This window comes from Thioclava sp. DLFJ4-1, assembly GCF_002020145.1.
Taxonomy (GTDB): domain Bacteria; phylum Pseudomonadota; class Alphaproteobacteria; order Rhodobacterales; family Rhodobacteraceae; genus Thioclava; species Thioclava sediminum.
Genome location: NZ_MPZT01000001.1, coordinates 490855 through 508885, shown reverse-complemented (window position 1 = coordinate 508885; position 18031 = coordinate 490855). Strand labels below are relative to the sequence as shown.

The 18031-nt window shown below is 63.7% G+C and carries 19 protein-coding genes; 13 read left to right on the top strand and 6 right to left on the bottom strand.

The window, feature by feature from the left end; translation table 11 throughout:
• Positions 1–2: 2 nt before the first annotated feature.
• Entirely contained in the window at positions 3–503 is a 501-nt protein-coding gene (gene accB / locus BMI85_RS02425; RefSeq protein ID WP_078599876.1) for an acetyl-CoA carboxylase biotin carboxyl carrier protein, read from the bottom strand.
• 294 nt (positions 504–797) lie between these two features.
• Between accB and BMI85_RS02420 the strand changes: the two genes are divergently transcribed.
• Positions 798–2141 (top strand): NAD(P)-dependent oxidoreductase, encoded by a 1344-nt coding sequence (locus BMI85_RS02420; RefSeq protein ID WP_078599383.1) that lies wholly within the window; start codon positions 798–800, stop codon positions 2139–2141.
• A gap of 3 nt (positions 2142–2144) precedes the next feature.
• Complete coding sequence (gene preA, locus BMI85_RS02415; RefSeq protein ID WP_078519535.1) at positions 2145–3446, top strand: NAD-dependent dihydropyrimidine dehydrogenase subunit PreA; 1302 nt, start codon at positions 2145–2147, stop codon at positions 3444–3446.
• Positions 3447–3456: 10 nt separating this feature from the next.
• Here preA and BMI85_RS02410 read toward each other — a convergent pair whose 3' ends face one another.
• Positions 3457–4098 carry a hypothetical protein gene (locus BMI85_RS02410; RefSeq protein WP_078599382.1) on the bottom strand — a complete coding sequence of 214 codons (642 nt, stop codon included), beginning with the start codon at positions 4096–4098 and terminating at the stop codon, positions 3457–3459.
• A 112-nt stretch (positions 4099–4210) separates the two neighbouring features.
• Positions 4211–4861, bottom strand: coding sequence for a TetR family transcriptional regulator C-terminal domain-containing protein (locus tag BMI85_RS02405; RefSeq protein WP_176535974.1), 651 nt, complete (start codon positions 4859–4861; stop codon positions 4211–4213).
• A gap of 201 nt (positions 4862–5062) precedes the next feature.
• Between BMI85_RS02405 and BMI85_RS02400 the strand changes: the two genes are divergently transcribed.
• Complete coding sequence (locus BMI85_RS02400) at positions 5063–6388, top strand: aspartate aminotransferase family protein (RefSeq protein WP_078599381.1); 1326 nt, start codon at positions 5063–5065, stop codon at positions 6386–6388.
• Positions 6389–6628: 240 nt separating this feature from the next.
• On the opposite strand, the gene BMI85_RS02395 is transcribed toward BMI85_RS02400, so the two are convergent.
• The gene (locus BMI85_RS02395; protein ID WP_078519532.1) at positions 6629–7210 is read right to left on the bottom strand and encodes a VOC family protein; all 582 of its coding nucleotides are present in this window, start codon (positions 7208–7210) and stop codon (positions 6629–6631) included.
• 173 nt (positions 7211–7383) lie between these two features.
• Between BMI85_RS02395 and BMI85_RS02390 the strand changes: the two genes are divergently transcribed.
• The gene (locus BMI85_RS02390; protein WP_078599380.1) at positions 7384–8235 is read left to right on the top strand and encodes a hypothetical protein; all 852 of its coding nucleotides are present in this window, start codon (positions 7384–7386) and stop codon (positions 8233–8235) included.
• A gap of 4 nt (positions 8236–8239) precedes the next feature.
• Here the strand turns inward: BMI85_RS02390 and BMI85_RS02385 are convergent, their stop codons facing one another.
• The gene (locus tag BMI85_RS02385) at positions 8240–8902 is read right to left on the bottom strand and encodes a TetR/AcrR family transcriptional regulator (RefSeq protein ID WP_078599379.1); all 663 of its coding nucleotides are present in this window, start codon (positions 8900–8902) and stop codon (positions 8240–8242) included.
• Between the two features lie 127 nt (positions 8903–9029).
• Here BMI85_RS02385 and BMI85_RS02380 point away from each other — a divergent pair, with 127 nt between their 5' ends.
• From BMI85_RS02380 to BMI85_RS02345, 8 genes are all read left to right on the top strand, one after another.
• On the top strand, positions 9030–10280 hold the full coding sequence (locus BMI85_RS02380) for a Zn-dependent hydrolase (protein ID WP_078519529.1): 1251 nt from the start codon (positions 9030–9032) through the stop codon (positions 10278–10280).
• A gap of 101 nt (positions 10281–10381) precedes the next feature.
• Positions 10382–11833: a dihydropyrimidinase gene (gene hydA, locus BMI85_RS02375; RefSeq protein ID WP_078599378.1), complete on the top strand. Its 1452-nt coding sequence runs from the start codon at positions 10382–10384 to the stop codon at positions 11831–11833.
• Positions 11834–11839: 6 nt separating this feature from the next.
• Positions 11840–12262 (top strand): VOC family protein, encoded by a 423-nt coding sequence (locus BMI85_RS02370; protein WP_078599377.1) that lies wholly within the window; start codon positions 11840–11842, stop codon positions 12260–12262.
• Positions 12259–13047, top strand: coding sequence for an ABC transporter ATP-binding protein (locus tag BMI85_RS02365; RefSeq protein WP_078539615.1), 789 nt, complete (start codon positions 12259–12261; stop codon positions 13045–13047). The genes BMI85_RS02370 and BMI85_RS02365 overlap by 4 nt, the downstream gene beginning before the upstream one ends.
• Positions 13048–13149: 102 nt before the next feature.
• A complete protein-coding gene (locus BMI85_RS02360) occupies positions 13150–14013 on the top strand; it encodes an ABC transporter permease (protein ID WP_078519525.1) in 864 nt (287 codons plus the stop codon).
• A complete protein-coding gene (locus BMI85_RS02355) occupies positions 14010–14858 on the top strand; it encodes an ABC transporter permease (RefSeq protein ID WP_078519524.1) in 849 nt (282 codons plus the stop codon). Before BMI85_RS02360 ends, BMI85_RS02355 begins: the two co-directional genes overlap by 4 nt.
• A gap of 71 nt (positions 14859–14929) precedes the next feature.
• Positions 14930–15916: an ABC transporter substrate-binding protein gene (locus BMI85_RS02350; RefSeq protein ID WP_078599376.1), complete on the top strand. Its 987-nt coding sequence runs from the start codon at positions 14930–14932 to the stop codon at positions 15914–15916.
• Positions 15917–16024: 108 nt separating this feature from the next.
• Complete coding sequence (locus BMI85_RS02345; protein WP_143594961.1) at positions 16025–16489, top strand: hypothetical protein; 465 nt, start codon at positions 16025–16027, stop codon at positions 16487–16489.
• A 44-nt stretch (positions 16490–16533) separates the two neighbouring features.
• Here the strand turns inward: BMI85_RS02345 and BMI85_RS02340 are convergent, their stop codons facing one another.
• Positions 16534–17682 (bottom strand): mechanosensitive ion channel family protein, encoded by a 1149-nt coding sequence (locus BMI85_RS02340; protein WP_078599374.1) that lies wholly within the window; start codon positions 17680–17682, stop codon positions 16534–16536.
• Positions 17683–17853: 171 nt separating this feature from the next.
• Between BMI85_RS02340 and BMI85_RS21310 the strand changes: the two genes are divergently transcribed.
• Complete coding sequence (locus tag BMI85_RS21310) at positions 17854–18021, top strand: hypothetical protein (protein ID WP_165756911.1); 168 nt, start codon at positions 17854–17856, stop codon at positions 18019–18021.
• Positions 18022–18031 lie beyond the last annotated feature (10 nt).

Genomic DNA, 18031 nt, shown 5'->3' with positions numbered 1-18031 from the left:
CCTTATTCGACGATCATCAGGGTCGAACCGTATTCGACCGGCTGACCGTCATCGACGAGGATGCGCTTCACGGTGCCCGATTTCGGGGCGGGGATGTGGTTCATGGTTTTCATCGCTTCGACGATCATCAGCGTCTGGCCTTCCTTGACCTGATCGCCGACCTTCACGAAGGCCGATGCGCCCGGCTCGGGCGAGAGATAAGCGGTGCCCACCATCGGCGACGCCACGGCGCCGGGATGATCGGCGGGGTCTTCGACGGGTGCGGCTTGCTCGGCGGCTGCGGATTGCGCCGCCGGGGCCGCTGCGGGCGCCGGAGCGGGGGCCGCTGCGGGCGCGGGCGCTGCAGCCTGCACGATGTTGGTCTGTTTCGACACCCGCACTTTCAGGCTGTCATCTTGCGCGTAATCGCGCGTCACGGCGATTTCCGTCAGCTCGTTCGAATTGAGCAGTTCGGCAAGGGCCTGAATGAAGGCCACGTCGTTGTCACGGGTATTTTTGGTCATGCGGTCCTCGAAGGGTGCTTTGAAATGGAGCCCATTCTGCGGGGCTCTTTGGTGCTGGAGGCGGTTATACGCGAGGTAACGCGCGGTGAAAAGGCGCATCGGCCGTCCTGGCGTCAGGGTTTCGCGATCTCGTGATTGCCCGATAATTGAGCACGGGTGGGGTAGAGGGCGCTGAACTACCGGGCAATCGGGCGGGAATTGGCGACCCGCCGCGCTGCGGCATATTTTACCACTTGATAAAATTCAATCCTGTGCGAGCGTAGGGAACAAGAAAAACCGACAGGGAGCCCGCAAGTGTCCAATAGCCAGCTCACCGAAGGGATCGTGCCAGCACGGCTCGACCCGGAAAGCTACTGCACCAATTTCGCCGATCACGCGCCGCCGCTGGGGACGCAAGAGGCCCGCATCGCGGCCGATCGCTGCTATTTCTGCTATGATGCGCCGTGCATGGAAGCGTGCCCGACCGCGATCGACATTCCGCTGTTCATCCGGCAAATCTCGACCGGAACGCCGGAAGCCGCGGCGAAGACGATCTTCGATCAAAACATCATGGGCGGCATGTGCGCCCGTGTCTGTCCGACCGAGAACCTCTGTGAAGGCTCCTGTGTCCGCATGGATTCGGAAGGCGAGCCGGTCGAGATTGGCGCGCTGCAGCGTTTCGCGACAGATACGCTGATGGCCAAGCAAAGCCACCCCTACACCCGCGCCGAGCGCAGCGGAAAATCGGTGGCGGTCGTGGGTGCCGGGCCTGCGGGTCTCGCCTGTGCGCACCGTCTCGCGATGAAGGGTCACGAGGTCACCGTTTATGATGCGCGCTCGAAGCCGGGCGGGCTCAACGAATACGGGATCGCCAGCTACAAGACGCCGGGCGGATTCGCGCAGGCGGAAGTCGACTGGCTGATGCAGATCGGTGGCATCACTATCGTCGAGAATTGGCAACTTGGCCGCGTCGGGGATGGCGATCTGGCCGAGCTGCTGGGCGATTACGATGCGGTCTTCCTCGGGATGGGGCTGTCGGGCGTGAACGCGCTGCGCCTCGAGGGTGAGGACAAGGACGGCATCCGCCCCGCGACCGAGTTCATCGCGGAACTGCGTCAGGCCTCCGATCTGGCCGAACTGCCGATCGGGCGCGACGTGGTCGTGATCGGCGGCGGCATGACGGCGGTCGATGCCGCAGTGCAGTCCAAGCTGCTGGGCGCGCTCAACGTGACGCTCGTCTACCGTCGTTCGCGCGCCGAGATGCCCGCCAGCACGGTCGAGCAGGAGCACGCATTGACCCATGGTGTGAACATCATCGAGAACGCCGCCCCCATTGCCATCCACGGCAACGGCGCGGTGCGTCAGGTCGAGTTCGCCTACACGAAGAAAGGCCCCGACGGTCTGGAGATGACCGACGCGACCTTCAAACTATCCGCGGATCAGGTCTTCAAGGCCATCGGTCAGACGCTGGGCGACATGCCGCCGAAGGTCGAAGTCGCAGGCGGCAAGATCAAGGTGGACGGCGCAGGCCGCACCTCGGTCGAACGGGTCTGGGCGGGGGGCGATTGCACCCATGCCGGCGAAGACCTGACCGTGACGGCGGTCGCGCAGGGGCGCGATGCGGCTGAAGAAATCCACCAATTCCTGATGGAGGGCTAAGAGATGGCCGATCTGACTTCTGAATTCATCGGTATCAAATCCCCCAACCCGTTCTGGCTCGCCTCCGCGCCGCCGACGGACAAGGAATACAATGTCCGCCGCGCGTTTGAAGCCGGTTGGGGTGGCGTCGTGTGGAAGACGCTGGGCTCGGAAGGTCCGCCCGTCGTCAACGTCAATGGCCCGCGGTATGGCGCGATCTATGGCGCGGATCGCCGTCTGCTCGGTCTCAACAATATCGAGCTGATCACCGACCGTCCGCTGCAGACCAACCTGCGCGAGATCAAGGCGGTCAAGCAGGACTATCCGGACCGTGCGATCATCGTCTCGCTGATGGTGCCCTGTGACGAGGAAAGCTGGAAAGCGATCCTGCCGCTGGTCGAGGAAACCGGCGCCGACGGGATCGAGCTGAACTTCGGCTGCCCGCACGGCATGGCCGAGCGCGGCATGGGCTCTGCGGTGGGGCAGGTGCCTGAATATATCGAGATGGTCACCCGCTGGTGTAAGCAATATTGCAGCCTGCCGGTGATCGTGAAACTCACGCCCAACATCACCGACATCCGCCGCCCGGCGGAGGCCGCCAAGCGTGGCGGGGCCGATGCGGTCTCGCTGATCAACACGATCAACTCGATTACCTCGGTCGATCTGGACGATTTCGCGCCGGAGCCGACGATCGACGGGAAGGGCACCCATGGCGGCTATTGCGGTCCGGCGGTGAAGCCGATCGCGCTGAACATGGTGGCCGAGATCGCGCGCGATCCCGAAACGGCCGGTCTGCCGATCTCGGGTATCGGTGGCGTGACCACCTGGCGCGATGCGGCAGAGTTCATGGCGCTCGGGGCTGGCAATGTGCAGGTCTGCACGGCGGCGATGACCTATGGCTTCAAGGTCGTGCAGGAAATGATCTCGGGCCTCAGCGATTACATGGATCGCAAGGGCTTCACCTCGACCTCCGAACTGGTGGGCCGCGCGGTGCCGAACGTGACCGATTGGCAGTATCTCAACCTCAACTACGTCACCAAGGCCGAGATCAATCAGGACGATTGCATCAAATGCGGTCGCTGCTACGCCGCCTGCGAAGATACCTCGCACCAGGCGATCGCGGTGACCGAAGACCGCGTCTACTCGGTCAAGGACGAGGAATGCGTGGCCTGTAACCTCTGCGTCGAAGTCTGCCCGGTCGAGTGCATCACGATGCGCAAGATGGACAAGGGCGAGGTGGATCCGCGCACCGGCGAGACGGTCGGCGACTACGCCAACTGGACGAGCCATCCCAACAACCCCTCGGCTGCAACAGCAGCCGAGTAAGGGCAGGGGCCTAGCGGGTCACGTCGAGGTTCGGCGCGACCTGCGGGGCAACCTGAGACCATCCCTCCTGCGACGCGCCGCTCCGATGATCGGAGGGCGCGTCGTTTTTGTCTTCCGTCTGCGGCGCAGGCTCGGCACGCGCCTCCTTGGCGGTGTCGGGCGCTTTGACCTCCGCAGGCTCCTCCGTCGATGTGTCGGCAGTCTGGACCGTGTCGGTGGGCTGCACGGGCTCCGGGGCGGGGGCGTCCGAGGTGTCCACAAGGTCCGGCGCAGCCCAGAGCGCAGCGGCCTGTGCCTCGAGCGGCGTGACCTCGAATGTCGGTATCGGGCCGGTCAAGGCGTCGGGGTCGGGGCGTGCACCCCCATCGCGGCTGCCAAGAGTACGGGCCGATTGGCTTGCATCCTCCGTGCCGCGATCCTGCCCTTCCTCCTTCAGCGCGCTGGCGCCGCGTGCCGCGCGCGCTTCCAAGGCGCGCACTTGCTGCGCGCGATTCTGCGACGTTTGGGTGTCTACATTCGCGCCAAGGCCGCCGTTGGTATTGGCCGCATTGGCCGCCGCCTCCACCGTGCTGGCAGGCGCTGTCTTCGGGGCCGCCACCGTCAACAGAGGCGACCACCCGACCTGAGGCATCAACCCCGAAATCCGGTCCATCCCGAGCTCCATATTCCTGCGCCCCCACGCATCCTCAGACTGCGCCGGGGGCGTTACCGGACCGTTAAGATCAGGCAGAAACTTCGGGGATAGTTACGGAAGGCTTAACCGCTTACGGGGCGAGCAGCCGCGCGAATAGCATATCGAGGAACGGCGCGGCCCCTTCGATCGGGTCCTTGCCCGGGCCGAGCACCGCACGCACCTGCGTATCGAAATCGGCGTAATGCTGCGTGAGCGCCCAGATCGAGAAGATCAGATGATGCGGATCGACCGGCGCAAGACGCCCCTCGGCGATCCAGCCCTCGATCACCTTGGCCTTCTCGTCCACCAAGGTCTTGAGATCAGTGGACAATCCCGCGCCCATCCGGGGCGCGCCCTGCAAGACCTCGTTGGCAAACAGGCGGCTTTCGCGCGGCATCTCGCGGCTCATCTCGAGCTTGCGGCGCATGTAGCGCATGATTTCCTCGCGCGGCTCGCCCGCAGGGTCAATCGCGCGCAGCGGCGCGAGCCAGATATCGAGAAGGCCTTCCAGCAGCGCCGCGTGGATCGCCTCTTTCGAGGGGAAGTAATAGAGAACGTTCGGCTTGCTCAACCCAGCTTCCGCCGCGATCTGGTCGAGCGTCGCGCCGCGGAACCCATGCGCGGAGAACACGTCCAGCGCCGCCTCGAGAATCTTGCCGCGATTGACCTTTTGTATCCGGGTCAGCGGGCGCTTGCCGTCGTCGTCGCTGGTGAAGTCGCGCGGGTCGAGGTCGTCTGCCAAATATTCGTCTCCCAGTTCGTGTTTTATGTTAACCGAAGCGTTGCTGCGGGATCAATCGCTACGGGGCAGCAGAGTGCGCTTTTAGAGCGCATTGAAGGCCGCTTGACTGGTTCCTAAGCTGTGCTAGCGTGAGTCTGACCGTTCGGTCAAACTAGACAATCCGGCCGCGTCTCGACCCGGCCGCCCGACCGGAGTTTTTCCATGGCGCTCGACCGCAAGTCCCCCAACGATCTCAACGCTTTCTGGATGCCTTTCACGGCGAACCGCCAGTTCAAGAAGAACCCGCGCATGTTCGTGGGCGCGAAGGATATGCATTACACCACCTCGGATGGGCGTCAGGTGCTCGACGGCACGGCCGGTCTGTGGTGCTGCAACGCGGGCCATTGCCGCCCGAAGATCACCGAGGCGATCCAGAAACAGGCCGCCGAGCTTGATTACGCGCCCGCCTTCCAGATGGGCCACCCGATCGCGTTCGAGCTGGCCAACCGTATCCTCGACATCGCGCCCGACGAGATGGCACATGTCTTCTACACCAATTCCGGCTCGGAATCGGTCGAGACCGCGCTGAAGCTCGCCATCGGCTATCACCGTGCGCGCGGCGACGGCGCTCGCACCCGTTTGATCGGTCGCGAGCGCGGCTATCATGGCGTGAACTTCGGCGGTATTTCGGTGGGCGGTATCGTCACCAACCGCAAGACCTTCGGTCCGCTCGTGCCGGGCGTCGATCACCTGCCGCACACCCATCTGCCCGAGGAGAACCGCTGGTCGAAAGGCTGCCCCGAGCATGGCGCGCATCTGGCCGACGACCTCGAGCGCATCATCGCGCTGCATGGCGCCGAGACCATCGCCGCCGTCATCGTGGAGCCGGTCGCGGGGTCGACCGGCGTGCTGTTGCCGCCGAAAGGCTACCTGCAGAAGCTGCGCGACATCACCAAGAAGCACGGCATCCTGCTGATCTTCGACGAGGTGATCACCGGTTTCGGGCGCACGGGCGCGGCCTTCGCCGCCGAGAAATACGGTGTCGTGCCGGATATGATGACCACCGCGAAGGGCCTCACCAACGGGGTGATCCCGATGGGCGCAGTGCTGGCGACGGCTGAGGTTCACGACGCCTTCATGAACGGCCCCGAGCACATGATCGAGCTGTTCCACGGCTACACCTATTCGGGCAACCCGATCGCCGCCGCCGCCGGGATCGCGACGATCGAGACCTATCGCGAAGAGGGCCTGTTCGAGCGGGCCGCCGAGCTTGCCCCCTATTGGGAAGAGGCACTGCATTCGCTCAAGGGCGTGCGCAACGTGATCGACATCCGCAACGAGGGTCTGATCGGTGCGGTCGAGCTGGAGCCGATCGCGGGCGAACCCACGAAGCGGGCCTTCTCGGCCTTCCTGAAGGCCTACGACAAAGGCATCCTGATCCGGACCACCGGCGACATCATCGCGATGAGCCCGCCGCTGATCATCTCGAAAGAGCAGATCGACGAGCTGGTCGGTACGCTCAAAGAGGTGCTCGAAGAGGTCGAGTGAACGGGCCTCGGGCTGAGATGACAAGACGGTCGCGCAGGGATTGCGCGGCCGTTTTTTGCTGAGTGGTGCTTGAGGGCGCGGGGCGACCAGCCCCGGGCCGCGCCCGACCTCCCCCCGGGAGGGCGAATTGGCGATGTCGTCGCGGGCATATCTGTCTTGCGGGCTTGCGAGATTAAGTGCCTGGCCACAGGTGACGCGACGCGCCCACCCGAGGTCGGGCGCCGCACTTGCCGCTCCTCCTCAATACGGGTTCTTCGCCCCGCGATCCTCGGACAGCGATTGCTGCGAGCGCTCCACGATCATCTCGATCGCATCGGCCAGATGCTCCTCACCGATCGCCTTGTCGCCGCGCGCGACCCGGATGCGATGCGCTTCGATCATCACCTCGGCATGGGACGATCCGCGCGGCGGCTCGAACTTGTAGGTCGCCAGTTCGATCAGCAGCCCCAGTGGATCCTTGAAATAGATCGAATCCATGAAACCGCGATCCTTCACGCCGGAATGCGCGATCCCGCGCGCATCGAGCCGCGCCACGACCTGCCGATGCGTCGCCATCGAGACGTTGAAGGCGAGGTGATGCACGCAGCCCGGATCCGTGGGCGTGCGGTCATGGACGGGCTTGCGGCTCTCATTCGTGAAAACGGTGATCAGCCGCCCGTCGCCCGGGTCGAAATAGAGATGCCCCTCATCGGCATTGTCCAGATTGGGTTGGTCGAAGATGAACGGCATCCCGAGCAGCCCTTCCCAGAAATCGATCGAGCTCTGCCGGTCCGCCCCGGTCAGCGTGATGTGATGGACGCCCTGCACCTGCATCTTGCGCATGTCTTTCTCCCTATCTCTCTTGCGACCAAGTTAACCCATGCTGGGCGCAGGTCTAGAAACAGGATCTGTGCGGTGCCGCGCGAAACCCCGCCGAGCACCGTTTCGCCAAATTGCGCGACCTTGTGGCGGCGGGGGCGGGGACTATGTTGCGCAGGAATGCCCGGAGACTCGCAATGCTGCGCCTGACCTTTGTCCTTGCCCTGATCTGCCCGCTGCCTGCCATGGCAGAGCTGGTGCCCTGCGAGACCTCCATTCGGGGCAAGACCTATTCCTACGTCTATGACGCGGAGAACGCGGCGCTGAAGGAAAGCCGCTCGCTGCGCGAGAAGCTGTTTGGCGAGAAAGGGGAGGTGACCTGCCCGGCGCTGGTCACCCTGCGCGCCCTGACGCCCGAGATGGACGACGAAAGCCGCGCCCCGTTCTGTCTGCAATGGGACAAGGAGGCCGAGACCTATCTCGGCTACGACCGGGGCGAGCGCGACGCCTACGGGCTCTGCCGCAAACCGTCGAAGAGCATCTGCGAACGTATCAAGGGCACCGCGAAGGCCGCTGGCGATCTACGCGACGAGGCCGAAAGCGCCGTGGGCGATGCGGCGAGCAAGGTTCTGGGCAAGAAAATCGGCGGCATGATCGTTTCCGATCAGGCCGGAAACCTGCAAAAGAAGCTGCGCGATGCGGGGCTTGGCGTGCTGGCGGGGGCCTCGACGCCTGCGCTCGCGGCCACGGCGGTGGTCGTGGGCGGCGCGATTTACGTGTGTTCGGATACCGGCGCGGAGGCGGTAGGTCTGGAGGCCGATCCGGTCGAGCCGACCTCGGACGGTAAGGAGCTTCTGGGCGCGAAACTGCCCGAGACGCATCTGCCCGCGGGCGTGGCCGGGGCACCTATGCGCCCGGTCGAGACCGAGACGCTTCCCGAAGAGTCGGAGGCGTCGGAAGAACCTTCGCAAGCCCCGGCGGCGGATGCAAAATCGGATGTCGCCCCCGTCGGCGCGCCAAATATCACCGCCGACCCGGCGGCGAATTGAGCAATCAGGTCACTCCGATCCCGCGCAGCACGATGCTTTTCACGCAGGTCTTCGCCTCTTCCCACTGGGCGTCACTCAGCGGCGCCCCGCCGTTCAGCGTCTCGATCTGATGCGAGAAATCGGCGTAGTGCTGGGTGGTCGCCCAGAGCATGTAGAGCAGGTGATGCGGGTCGACCTCGGCCATTTTGCCTTCCGCGATCCAGCGCCGGATGATCACAGCGCGGCCCTCGGTCCAGTCGCGCAGTGTCGTCTCTAGGTAATCCTGAATCACCGGCGCGCCATGCATCACCTCTGACGCCCAGACCTTCGAGCCGTTCGGGTGATTGCGCGAAATCTCCATTTTGGCGTCGATATAGGCACCTATGCCCTCGGCCGGTCCGCTGGCCTCGTCGAACACATCCGCCGCTTCCAGCCAGATGTTGAAGATACGCTCCACGACCCGGCGATAGAGCGACTCTTTCGTCTCGAAATAGTAATGGAGATTGGCTTTCGGGAGCCCGGCCACATCCGCGATCAGCTGCATCGTGGCCCCGCCGAATCCGGCCTCGGCGAAGACCCTCTCGGCGGCTTTCAGGATCGATTCCTCGGTGGCGCGCCGCGCCTCGGCACGGCTTCCCCGGCTGGCTTGCCCATTTTTTGTGCGCTTGCCACTCTCATTATCTTTCATTCAAAATACGTCCTGATTTTTGTTGACCGAATGGTCAGACCGTGGCCCACTCAACCTGACCATACGGTCAGAAAAAGATTCGTCGCAAGAGGGGATAACCCCCACGCAGCCGACAGGGAGTTATGAAATGTCAGCACCCGGAGAAAACCTCCGCATCAATCCCGATCGCCTTTGGGACAGTCTCATGGAGATGGCCAAGATCGGTCCCGGCGTCGCCGGGGGCAATAATCGCCAGACCCTCACCGATGCGGATGCCGAAGGCCGCGCGCTGTTCCAGAAATGGTGCGAAGATGCCGGCATGACGATGGGCGTCGACACGATGGGCAACATGTTCGCGACCCGCGCGGGCGAAGACCCCGATGCGCTGCCGGTCTATATGGGCAGCCACCTCGACACGCAGCCCACGGGCGGCAAATACGACGGTGTCCTCGGTGTGCTCGGCGCGCTGGAGGCGGTGCGCTCGATGAACGATCTCGGCATCAAGACCAAGCACCCGATCGTCGTGACCAATTGGACCAACGAAGAGGGCACGCGCTTCGCCCCGGCGATGCTGGCCTCGGGCGTGTTCGCGGGTATCCACACGCAGGACTGGGCCTACGATCGCGAAGATGCGGAAGGCAAGAAATTCGGCGACGAGCTGAAGCGTGTCGGCTGGGTCGGCGACGAAGAGGTCGGTGCGCGCAAGATGCACGCGATGTTCGAGCTGCATATCGAGCAGGGCCCGATCCTCGAAGCCGAAGGCAAGGATATCGGCGTCGTCACCCACGGGCAGGGCCTCAGCTGGACCCAAGTGACGATCACCGGCAAGGATGCGCATACCGGCTCCACCCCGATGCCGATGCGCAAGAATGCGGGCCTCGGCATGGCGCGCGTGCTGGAACTGGTCGACGAGATCGCGTGGTCGCACAAGCCCCATGCGGTGGGCGCGGCTGGCCATATCGACATCTACCCGAATTCGCGTAACGTGATCCCCGGCAAAGCCGTGTTCACCGTCGATTTCCGCTCGCCCGATCTGAGCGTGATCGAGGATATGGAAAAGCGACTGCGCGAGGGAGCGAAAAAGATCTGCGACGAGATGGGGCTTGAGGTGGAATTCGAGAAGACCGGCGGGTTCGACCCAGTCACCTTCGATCCGACCTGCGTGAGCGCCGTGCGCAGCGCCGCCGAGCGTCTGGGCTATTCGCATCGCGACATCATCTCGGGCGCGGGCCACGATGCCTGCTGGATCAACGCGGTCGCCCCGACGGCGATGGTGATGTGCCCCTGCGTTGACGGGCTGAGCCATAACGAGGCCGAGGATATCTCCAAGGACTGGGCAGGCGCGGGCGCCGATGTGCTGTTCCACGCCGTGCTGGAATCCGCGGAAATCGTAAGCTGAGACGGGCGGAAGAGGGGGCGCTGCCCCCTCGGCGCGATGCGCCTCACCCCCGGGATATTTGAACCAAATCGAAGGCGGAAGACCTTCGTGGGAGGTAAACAATGACCAAAGTCATCAAGAACGGAACCATCGTCACCGCCGATCTGACCTACAAGGCGGATGTGCTGATCGACAGCGGCAAGATCATCGAGATCGGCCCGAACCTGAAAGGCGACGAAGAGATTGACGCGACCGGCTGCTACGTGATGCCGGGCGGGATCGATCCGCATACCCATCTCGAGATGCCCTTCATGGGCACCTATTCCAGCGACGATTTCGAATCCGGCACCCGTGCCGCGCTGGCCGGCGGCACTACGATGGTCGTCGATTTCGCGCTGCCCGCGCCGGGCGAGGGCCTGCTGGAAGCGCTCAAGCGCTGGGACAACAAATCGACCCGCGCGCATTGCGACTACTCCTTCCACATGGCGATCACGTGGTGGAGCGAGCAGGTCTTCAACGAGATGAAGCAAGTGACCGAGCGCGGCATCAACACCTTCAAGCACTTCATGGCCTATAAGGGCGCGCTGATGGTGAACGATGACGAGCTCTATTCGAGCTTCAAGCGTTGCGCCGAGCTGGGGGCGGTCCCGCTGGTCCATGCCGAGAATGGCGATGTCGTGGCAGAGCTGTCCGCGAAGCTGCTGGCCGATGGCAATAACGGCCCCGAAGGTCACGCTTATTCGCGCCCGCCGCAGGTCGAGGGCGAGGCCACCAACCGCGCGATTATGATCGCCGATATGGCAGGCGTGCCGCTCTACGTCGTGCACACCTCCTGCGAAGAGAGCCACGAAGCGATCCGCCGCGCCAAGATGCAGGGCAAGCGCGTCTGGGGCGAGCCGCTGATCCAGCACCTGACGCTCGACGAGAGCGAGTATTTCGACAAGGATTGGGATCACGCCGCACGCCGCGTGATGTCGCCGCCCTTCCGCAACAAACAACATCAGGACAGCCTCTGGGCCGGTCTGGCTTCGGGCTCTCTCTCGGTCGTCGCGACCGATCACTGCGCCTTCTCGACCGAGCAGAAGCGCTATGGCGTGGGCGATTTCACCAAGATCCCGAACGGCACCGGCGGTCTGGAAGACCGGATGCCGATGCTCTGGACCTATGGGGTCGAGACCGGCCGGATCACGATGAACGAATTTGTGGCGGTGACCTCGACCAACATCGCAAAGATCCTTAACGTCTATCCGAAGAAGGGCGCGGTTCTGGTCGGCGCGGATGCCGATCTCGTGGTCTGGGATCCGGAAGCGACCAAGACGATCTCGGCCAAGACCCAGCAATCTGCCATCGACTACAATGTCTTCGAGGGCAAAGAGGTCAAGGGTCTGCCGCGCTATACGCTCAGCCGCGGTGTCGTCGCCTGGGCCGATGGCAAGATCCAGACGCCCGAGGGCCACGGCGAATTCGTCGCCCGCGATCCGGGCATGCCGGTGACCAAGGCTCTGTCCACCTGGAAAGAGCTCACCGCGCCGCGTCCGGTCGAACGCAGCGGTATCCCGGCGACCGGGGTATAAGGCGCAATGGCGGCCCCGGTCAGTTCCGGCGTTTTGGAGGCTGCGGTCTATGTCGAGGATCTCGACGCGACCGAAGCCTTCTACGGCGGGCTGCTGGGGCTCGAGCGGCTAACCCGTCGCGACGGGCGGCATGTCTTTTTCCGCTGTGGCGACAGCGTGATCCTGACCTTCATCGCTCAGGCCACGCAGCAGCCACCCGATCCGGAGGCGGCGCTGCCGGTTCCACCGCATGGCGCGGTCGGACCGGGGCATGTATGCCTCGCGGCGGACGCGGAACAACTCAACGAATGGGAACGACATTTGAGGGACAACAACGTGGAGATTGAGGCCGACTTCTATTGGCCGAACGGGGCGCGGTCGATCTACCTGCGCGACCCGGCGGGCAACAGCGTCGAGATTGCGGATAAAACCCTGTGGAGGCGCGGATGACGGCAGCACCGGTAATTCAGGCCCGCGGGCTCGAGCTGACCTTCGAGACCAATGATGGGCCGGTTCATGCGCTGAAAGATATCGACCTCGATATCGAGAAGGGCGAATTCGTGAGCTTCATCGGCCCCTCGGGCTGCGGCAAGACGACCTTCCTGCGCTGCATCGCGGCACTGGAGACGCCCACGGGCGGCTCGCTGACCGTGAACGGCATCTCGCCGGAAGAAGCCCGCAAGGCGCGAAGCTACGGCTATGTGTTTCAGGCGGCAGGTCTTTACCCTTGGCGCACGATTGCGGGAAATGTGAAACTTCCGCTGGAAATCATGGGTTATTCCAAGGCGCAGCAGCAAGAGCGTGTTGAAAAAGTGCTCTCGCTGGTCGACCTCGAAGGCTTCGGGAAGAAGTTCCCCTGGCAGCTTTCGGGCGGTATGCAGCAGCGCGCCTCGATCGCGCGGGCGCTGGCTTTCGACGCCGAGATCCTGCTGATGGACGAACCCTTCGGCGCGCTCGACGAGATCGTGCGCGACAAACTCAACGAAGAGCTTCTCAAGCTCTGGTCGGCCACCAACAAGACGATCGGCTTCGTGACCCACTCGATCCCGGAAGCGGTCTACCTGTCGACCAAGATCGTGGTGATGTCGCCCCGTCCGGGCCGCATCCACGAGGTCATCGAGAGCACGTTGCCGAAAGGGCCGCGTCCGCTCGACATCCGCGACAGCGAGGAATTCCTGCAGATCGCGCACCGGGTGCGCGAGGGGCTTCGGGCGGGGCATGCCTATGATGAATGACGCGATGACCCCTACCGCGAGCGGGGGGCTGTCCGCCCCCCTCTGGCTGCGCCATTCACCCCCCGAGGATATTTCGGCCAAGCCGAAGGGGAGGGCGGTCTCATGAAGATGATCGCACCCGTTCTGACGGTTCTGGCCGCGATCCTGCTGCTTTGGTACGCAGCCACCGTCTGGATGAACTCGCAATGGACCTACGATCAGGCCGCACGCGCCGGTGAAGAGGTCACGTTCTCCGAGCTTGTCACCGACACGCTGACCCAGAAACGCCCCGTTCTGCCCGCCCCGCATCAGGTGGCTGTCGGGCTTTGGGAGGGCGTGGCCGGGCAAAAGATCACCTCCAAGCGCAGCCTCGTCTTCCACGGCTGGATCACGCTGTCGGCGACGCTTGCGGGCTTCGCGCTGGGCACCGGTCTGGGCATTCTGCTGGCGGTGGGGATCACCCATAGCCGGGCGATGGATCTGAGCGTGATGCCCTGGGCGATCGCGAGCCAGACGATCCCGATTCTCGCGATTGCGCCGATGGTGATCGTGGTTCTCGCGAGCCTCGGGATCACCGGGCTGCTGCCCAAGGCGATCATCGCAGCTTACCTGAGCTTCTTCCCCGTGCTCGTCGGCATGGTGAAGGGGCTGCGCGCGCCCGATCACATGCAGCTCGATCTGCTGAAGACCTATAATGCGAGCCAGGGCGCGACCTTCTGGAAGCTGCGGCTGCCGTCGTCGATGCCGTATCTCTTCGCCTCGCTGAAAGTGGGGGTGGCGGCGAGCCTCGTCGGTACCATTGTGGCCGAACTGCCGGCGGGCGCGACCCGCGGGCTTGGCGCGCGGCTTCTGTCGGGCAGCTATTACGGGCAGACGGTGCAGATCTGGTCCGCTCTGTTCGCAGCGGCGGCGCTCGCGGCGATCCTCGTGGTGGTGGTCGGCATCATCGAACAAATCACCCTCAAGCGGATGGGGATGGTGCAATGAGCTGGCTTATTTTCGCAATCGTCTTCTGGCTGGCGGCCTGGGCCCTCAATACCTGGCTCGCGCGCCATCACGGCTCGGAGCGTTGGGCGCGTTTCCTGATCCCGGCCTTGTTCGGCATCACCCTCCTGCTTCTGTGGGAAGGTCTGGTGCGCGGGCTGAATATCAGCCCGGTGATCCTGCCGGCGCCAAGCCAGATCGCGGCGAGCCTGATGGCCTCGACCGATGTGCTGCGCGAGGATTTCGTGCAGACGATCCTGAAAGGCGCGCTGTCGGGCTATATCATCGGCTGTGGCGCGGCGGTGGTGGTGGCGATCCTGATCGACCGCTCGCCCTTCCTGCAACGCGGCCTGCTGCCGATCGGGAATTTCGTCGCGGCCCTTCCGATCGTCGGCATCGCGCCGATCCTCGTGATGTGGTTCGGCTTCGACTGGCAGTCGAAAGCGGCGGTCGTCGTGGTCATGGTCTTCTTCCCCGTCCTCGTGAACATGGTGGCGGGTCTGGCGGCCACGAATGCGCTTCAGCGCGACCTGATGGCGACCTATTCCGCAAGCTATTGGCAGGGGCTTTTCAAGATGCGCCTGCCAGCGGCGATGCCGTTTCTCTTCAATGGGTTGAAGATCGCGACGACACTGGCTTTGATCGGTGCGATCGTTGCCGAATTTTTCGGCAGCCCGACGAAAGGAATGGGCTTTCGCATCTCGACCGCGGTGGGGCAGCTTGATCTGCCGCTCGTGTGGTCGGAAATTACCGTTGCGGCCCTCGCGGGCTCGGGCTTCTATGGGCTTGTCGCCCTGATCGAGAAGCTGGTGACTTTCTGGCACCCGTCGCAACGGGCCCGGACGTAAGGGCAAGGAAGAGCCTGAGAAAAACCTAAAATCCCGGGCGTAAAGATCCGGGGCCAACAGTGGAGTGAAAGATGAAGAAACTGATCGCAGGGGTGGCCGCAAGCCTCACCATGGCGGGGGCCGCTTGGGCCAACGAGGACGTGACGCTGCAGTTGAAATGGGTCACGCAGGCCCAGTTCGCGGGCTATTATGTCGCGCTCGACAAAGGCTTCTACGAGGATGCGGGCCTCGACGTGACCATCAAGCCGGGCGGCCCCGATATCGGCCCCGAGCAGGTGATCGCAGGCGGTGGCGCCGATGTCATCGTCGACTGGATGCCGGCGGCGCTGGCAGCCCGCGAGAAGGGGCTGCCGCTCGTGAACATCGCCCAGCCCTTCAAGAAGTCGGGCATGATGCTGACCTGCCTCAAGGAAAGCGGCATCAAGACCCCCGAGGACTTCCCCGGCCATACGCTGGGCGTGTGGTTCTTCGGCAATGAATACCCGTTCCTGAGCTGGATGAACCATCTCGGCATCTCGACCGAAGGCGGCGACGATGGTGTGACCGTGCTCAAGCAGGGCTTCAACGTCGATCCGCTGCTGCAAAAGCAGGCGGCCTGTATCTCGACCATGACCTATAACGAGTATCTGCAGGTGCTCGAAGCGGGCATTCAGCCCGAGCAGCTGGTGACCTTCAAGTATGAAGACGAAGGCGTCGCGACGCTCGAGGACGGTCTTTACGTGCTCGAAGAGAACCTCAAGGACCCGGCCTTCGTTGACAAGATGGCGAAGTTCGTGAAAGCCTCGATGGAAGGCTGGAAATACGCCGAGGAGCATCCCGACGAGGCCGCACAGATCATTCTCGACAATGACGAGACCGGTGCGCAGACGATGGAGCACCAAGTCGGCATGATGAAAGAAGTCTCCAAGCTGACCGCTGGCTCGAACGGCACGCTCGACCCCGCCGATTACGAGCGCACGGTCGACGTTCTGATGTCGGGCGGTTCGGACCCGGTCATCACCAAGAAGCCGGAAGGCGCCTGGACCCATGATGTGACCGACAAGGCTGGCCTCGAATAAGAGAGACACTCTCGCGAAACACGAAGCCCTCCGGTGCGCCGGGGGGCTTTTTCATATTCGGGGTTTCTTAAGGGGAATCGGCTTTGCTGAGCGGCAGGAGGCACTCGCATGGCCGATCGATCAATGACCGCGCAGCGTGCGCGCGCCCGCGCACGGGCTCGCAGGCGTCAGCAGCGCACGCACCCGGCCCTGACCGCGTTCTACGCGGTCCTCGCGATCGGGGTCGCGGGCGGGTTATTCTTCCTCGCATGGAAAAGCCAGTTCGCGGCTCCCCCGAGCTATCTCTTCGACACCCCCACCCAGCCGATCGAGGCGGCCTATTGTCTCGCGGTCGTGCGCGTGCTCTCGGGCGGCGGAAGCGGGGGATATATCGGGCAGGCGCAGGATTTCTGGCTGAAGCGCCTGCTGACATTCAGCGGCGATGTTGCGGGCAATATCGCGAAGGGCGAAGATGCGCTCGGGCACCATCTGATCGGCAGACCTGTGCCCGATCGCCAATGGCTCGTGGATGCGATGGATAAGTGCTCCAACCGCGCGGTGAATTACGGGGCGCATTTCGGGGCCTTCGATTAGCGGCGAACCGCGGCGGCCTGTTGGAGTGTGCCTGCAACGAGCCCTTAGCGGGAGGGCGCGTCAGTTGACGAAGCTTCGCCAGAGGGTGTGCCGAGGAATGCAGACTCCGCTAGCGACAGATCGGCCCGCGTGCGGGGCAGGGCATGCGGCATCTCGGCCTGAATCCACGCCACCAGCTCCTCGCGAATATGGCAGCGCAGATCGAAGGTGCGCGGACCGTTGCGCGCGGAGGCGAGGATGCGCACCTCCATCACCCGCTCGCGGAAATCGGTCACCTGCAGGGCAAAGACCTTACCGTCCCAGAGCGGATCGGCGCGGGTGATCTCTTCGGCCTTCGCGCGGATCGCGGCGACGTCGGCGGTGTGGTCGAGATAGATCATGACGGTGCCGATCAGATCGGCGCTTTCGCGGGTCCAGTTCTGGAAAGGCTGCTCGATGAAATAGCTCAAGGGCACAACCAGCCGCCGCCAATCCCAGATGCGGATGACAACGTAAGTGGATGTGATCTCTTCGACATTGCCCCATTCGCCCTCGACGATCAGCGCATCGTCGATCCGGATCGGCTGGGTCAGGGCAAGCTGGATGCCTGCGAACAGGTTCTTGAGCACCGGCTGCAGCGCGAGGCCCACGACGATACCCGCGGCCCCGCCTGCGGCCAGAAGCGACACGCCATATTGGCGCACCGCGGGAAAGGTCATCAGGGCGGCTGCGACCGCGATGATCACGATCATCACTTTCGCCACACGCATCAGGATGCGGGTCTGGGTGACGTGCTTGCGCGCCAGCAGATTGTCTTCCGCGTCGAGCTTGAAGCGCCGCAGATGGATCGTCGTCCAGATGTAAAGCGCGGTATAGGCGATCCAGGCGAGGCAGAGGATCAGCGCGACGAGCAGAATGTGGGTGATCGCTGTGGTCGCGGCCGGGCTTGTCGGGGCGAGCCCGTTTGCAAAGCCAAGTGCGGCGATCAGAAGGATCAACCGCATCGGTTGCGCCCCGCGGGCGACCAGCGACCGCCAGAACAGATCGCGATCGGCTACGGCGCGGTTGAGTGCCGTGAACAACACCCGAAACAGCAGCAGCGCGATCAGCGCCGCCATCACATAGGCGATCAGCGCCACCGCCCAGTCTGGCAGGAATTTCTGCGCCGTATCGATGGCGCTGGCCAGTTCGGTCTCGATCGTCTCGGGCTCCATCCGGGTCTCCGCGAATTGCCGCGCGCCATGCTGCGCTGCCGCATTGATGATGGCGCATCGAGCGGAGCTGTCAAATCGGGCCGGGAATTGACGTCGATCATAGAGCGAACAGGCCGGCAATGTAGAATGACATATGGGGAAATCGTCCCATGCCGAGAATTGGAGAGAGCCATGAAAAACCGCTTTTTCGCAACCGCCGCACAGCTTGCCGCGCTCGTCGCGTTGGTCGCGTTTGCAGGCTGTACGCAGCTTGAACGCGATATCGGGGAATGCGAGCCGGGTGTCGGGGGCATATCGGGCATGGCCACGGTCGCGCCCTCTGGAACGGGATCCTGCTGAGGTTCTGTAA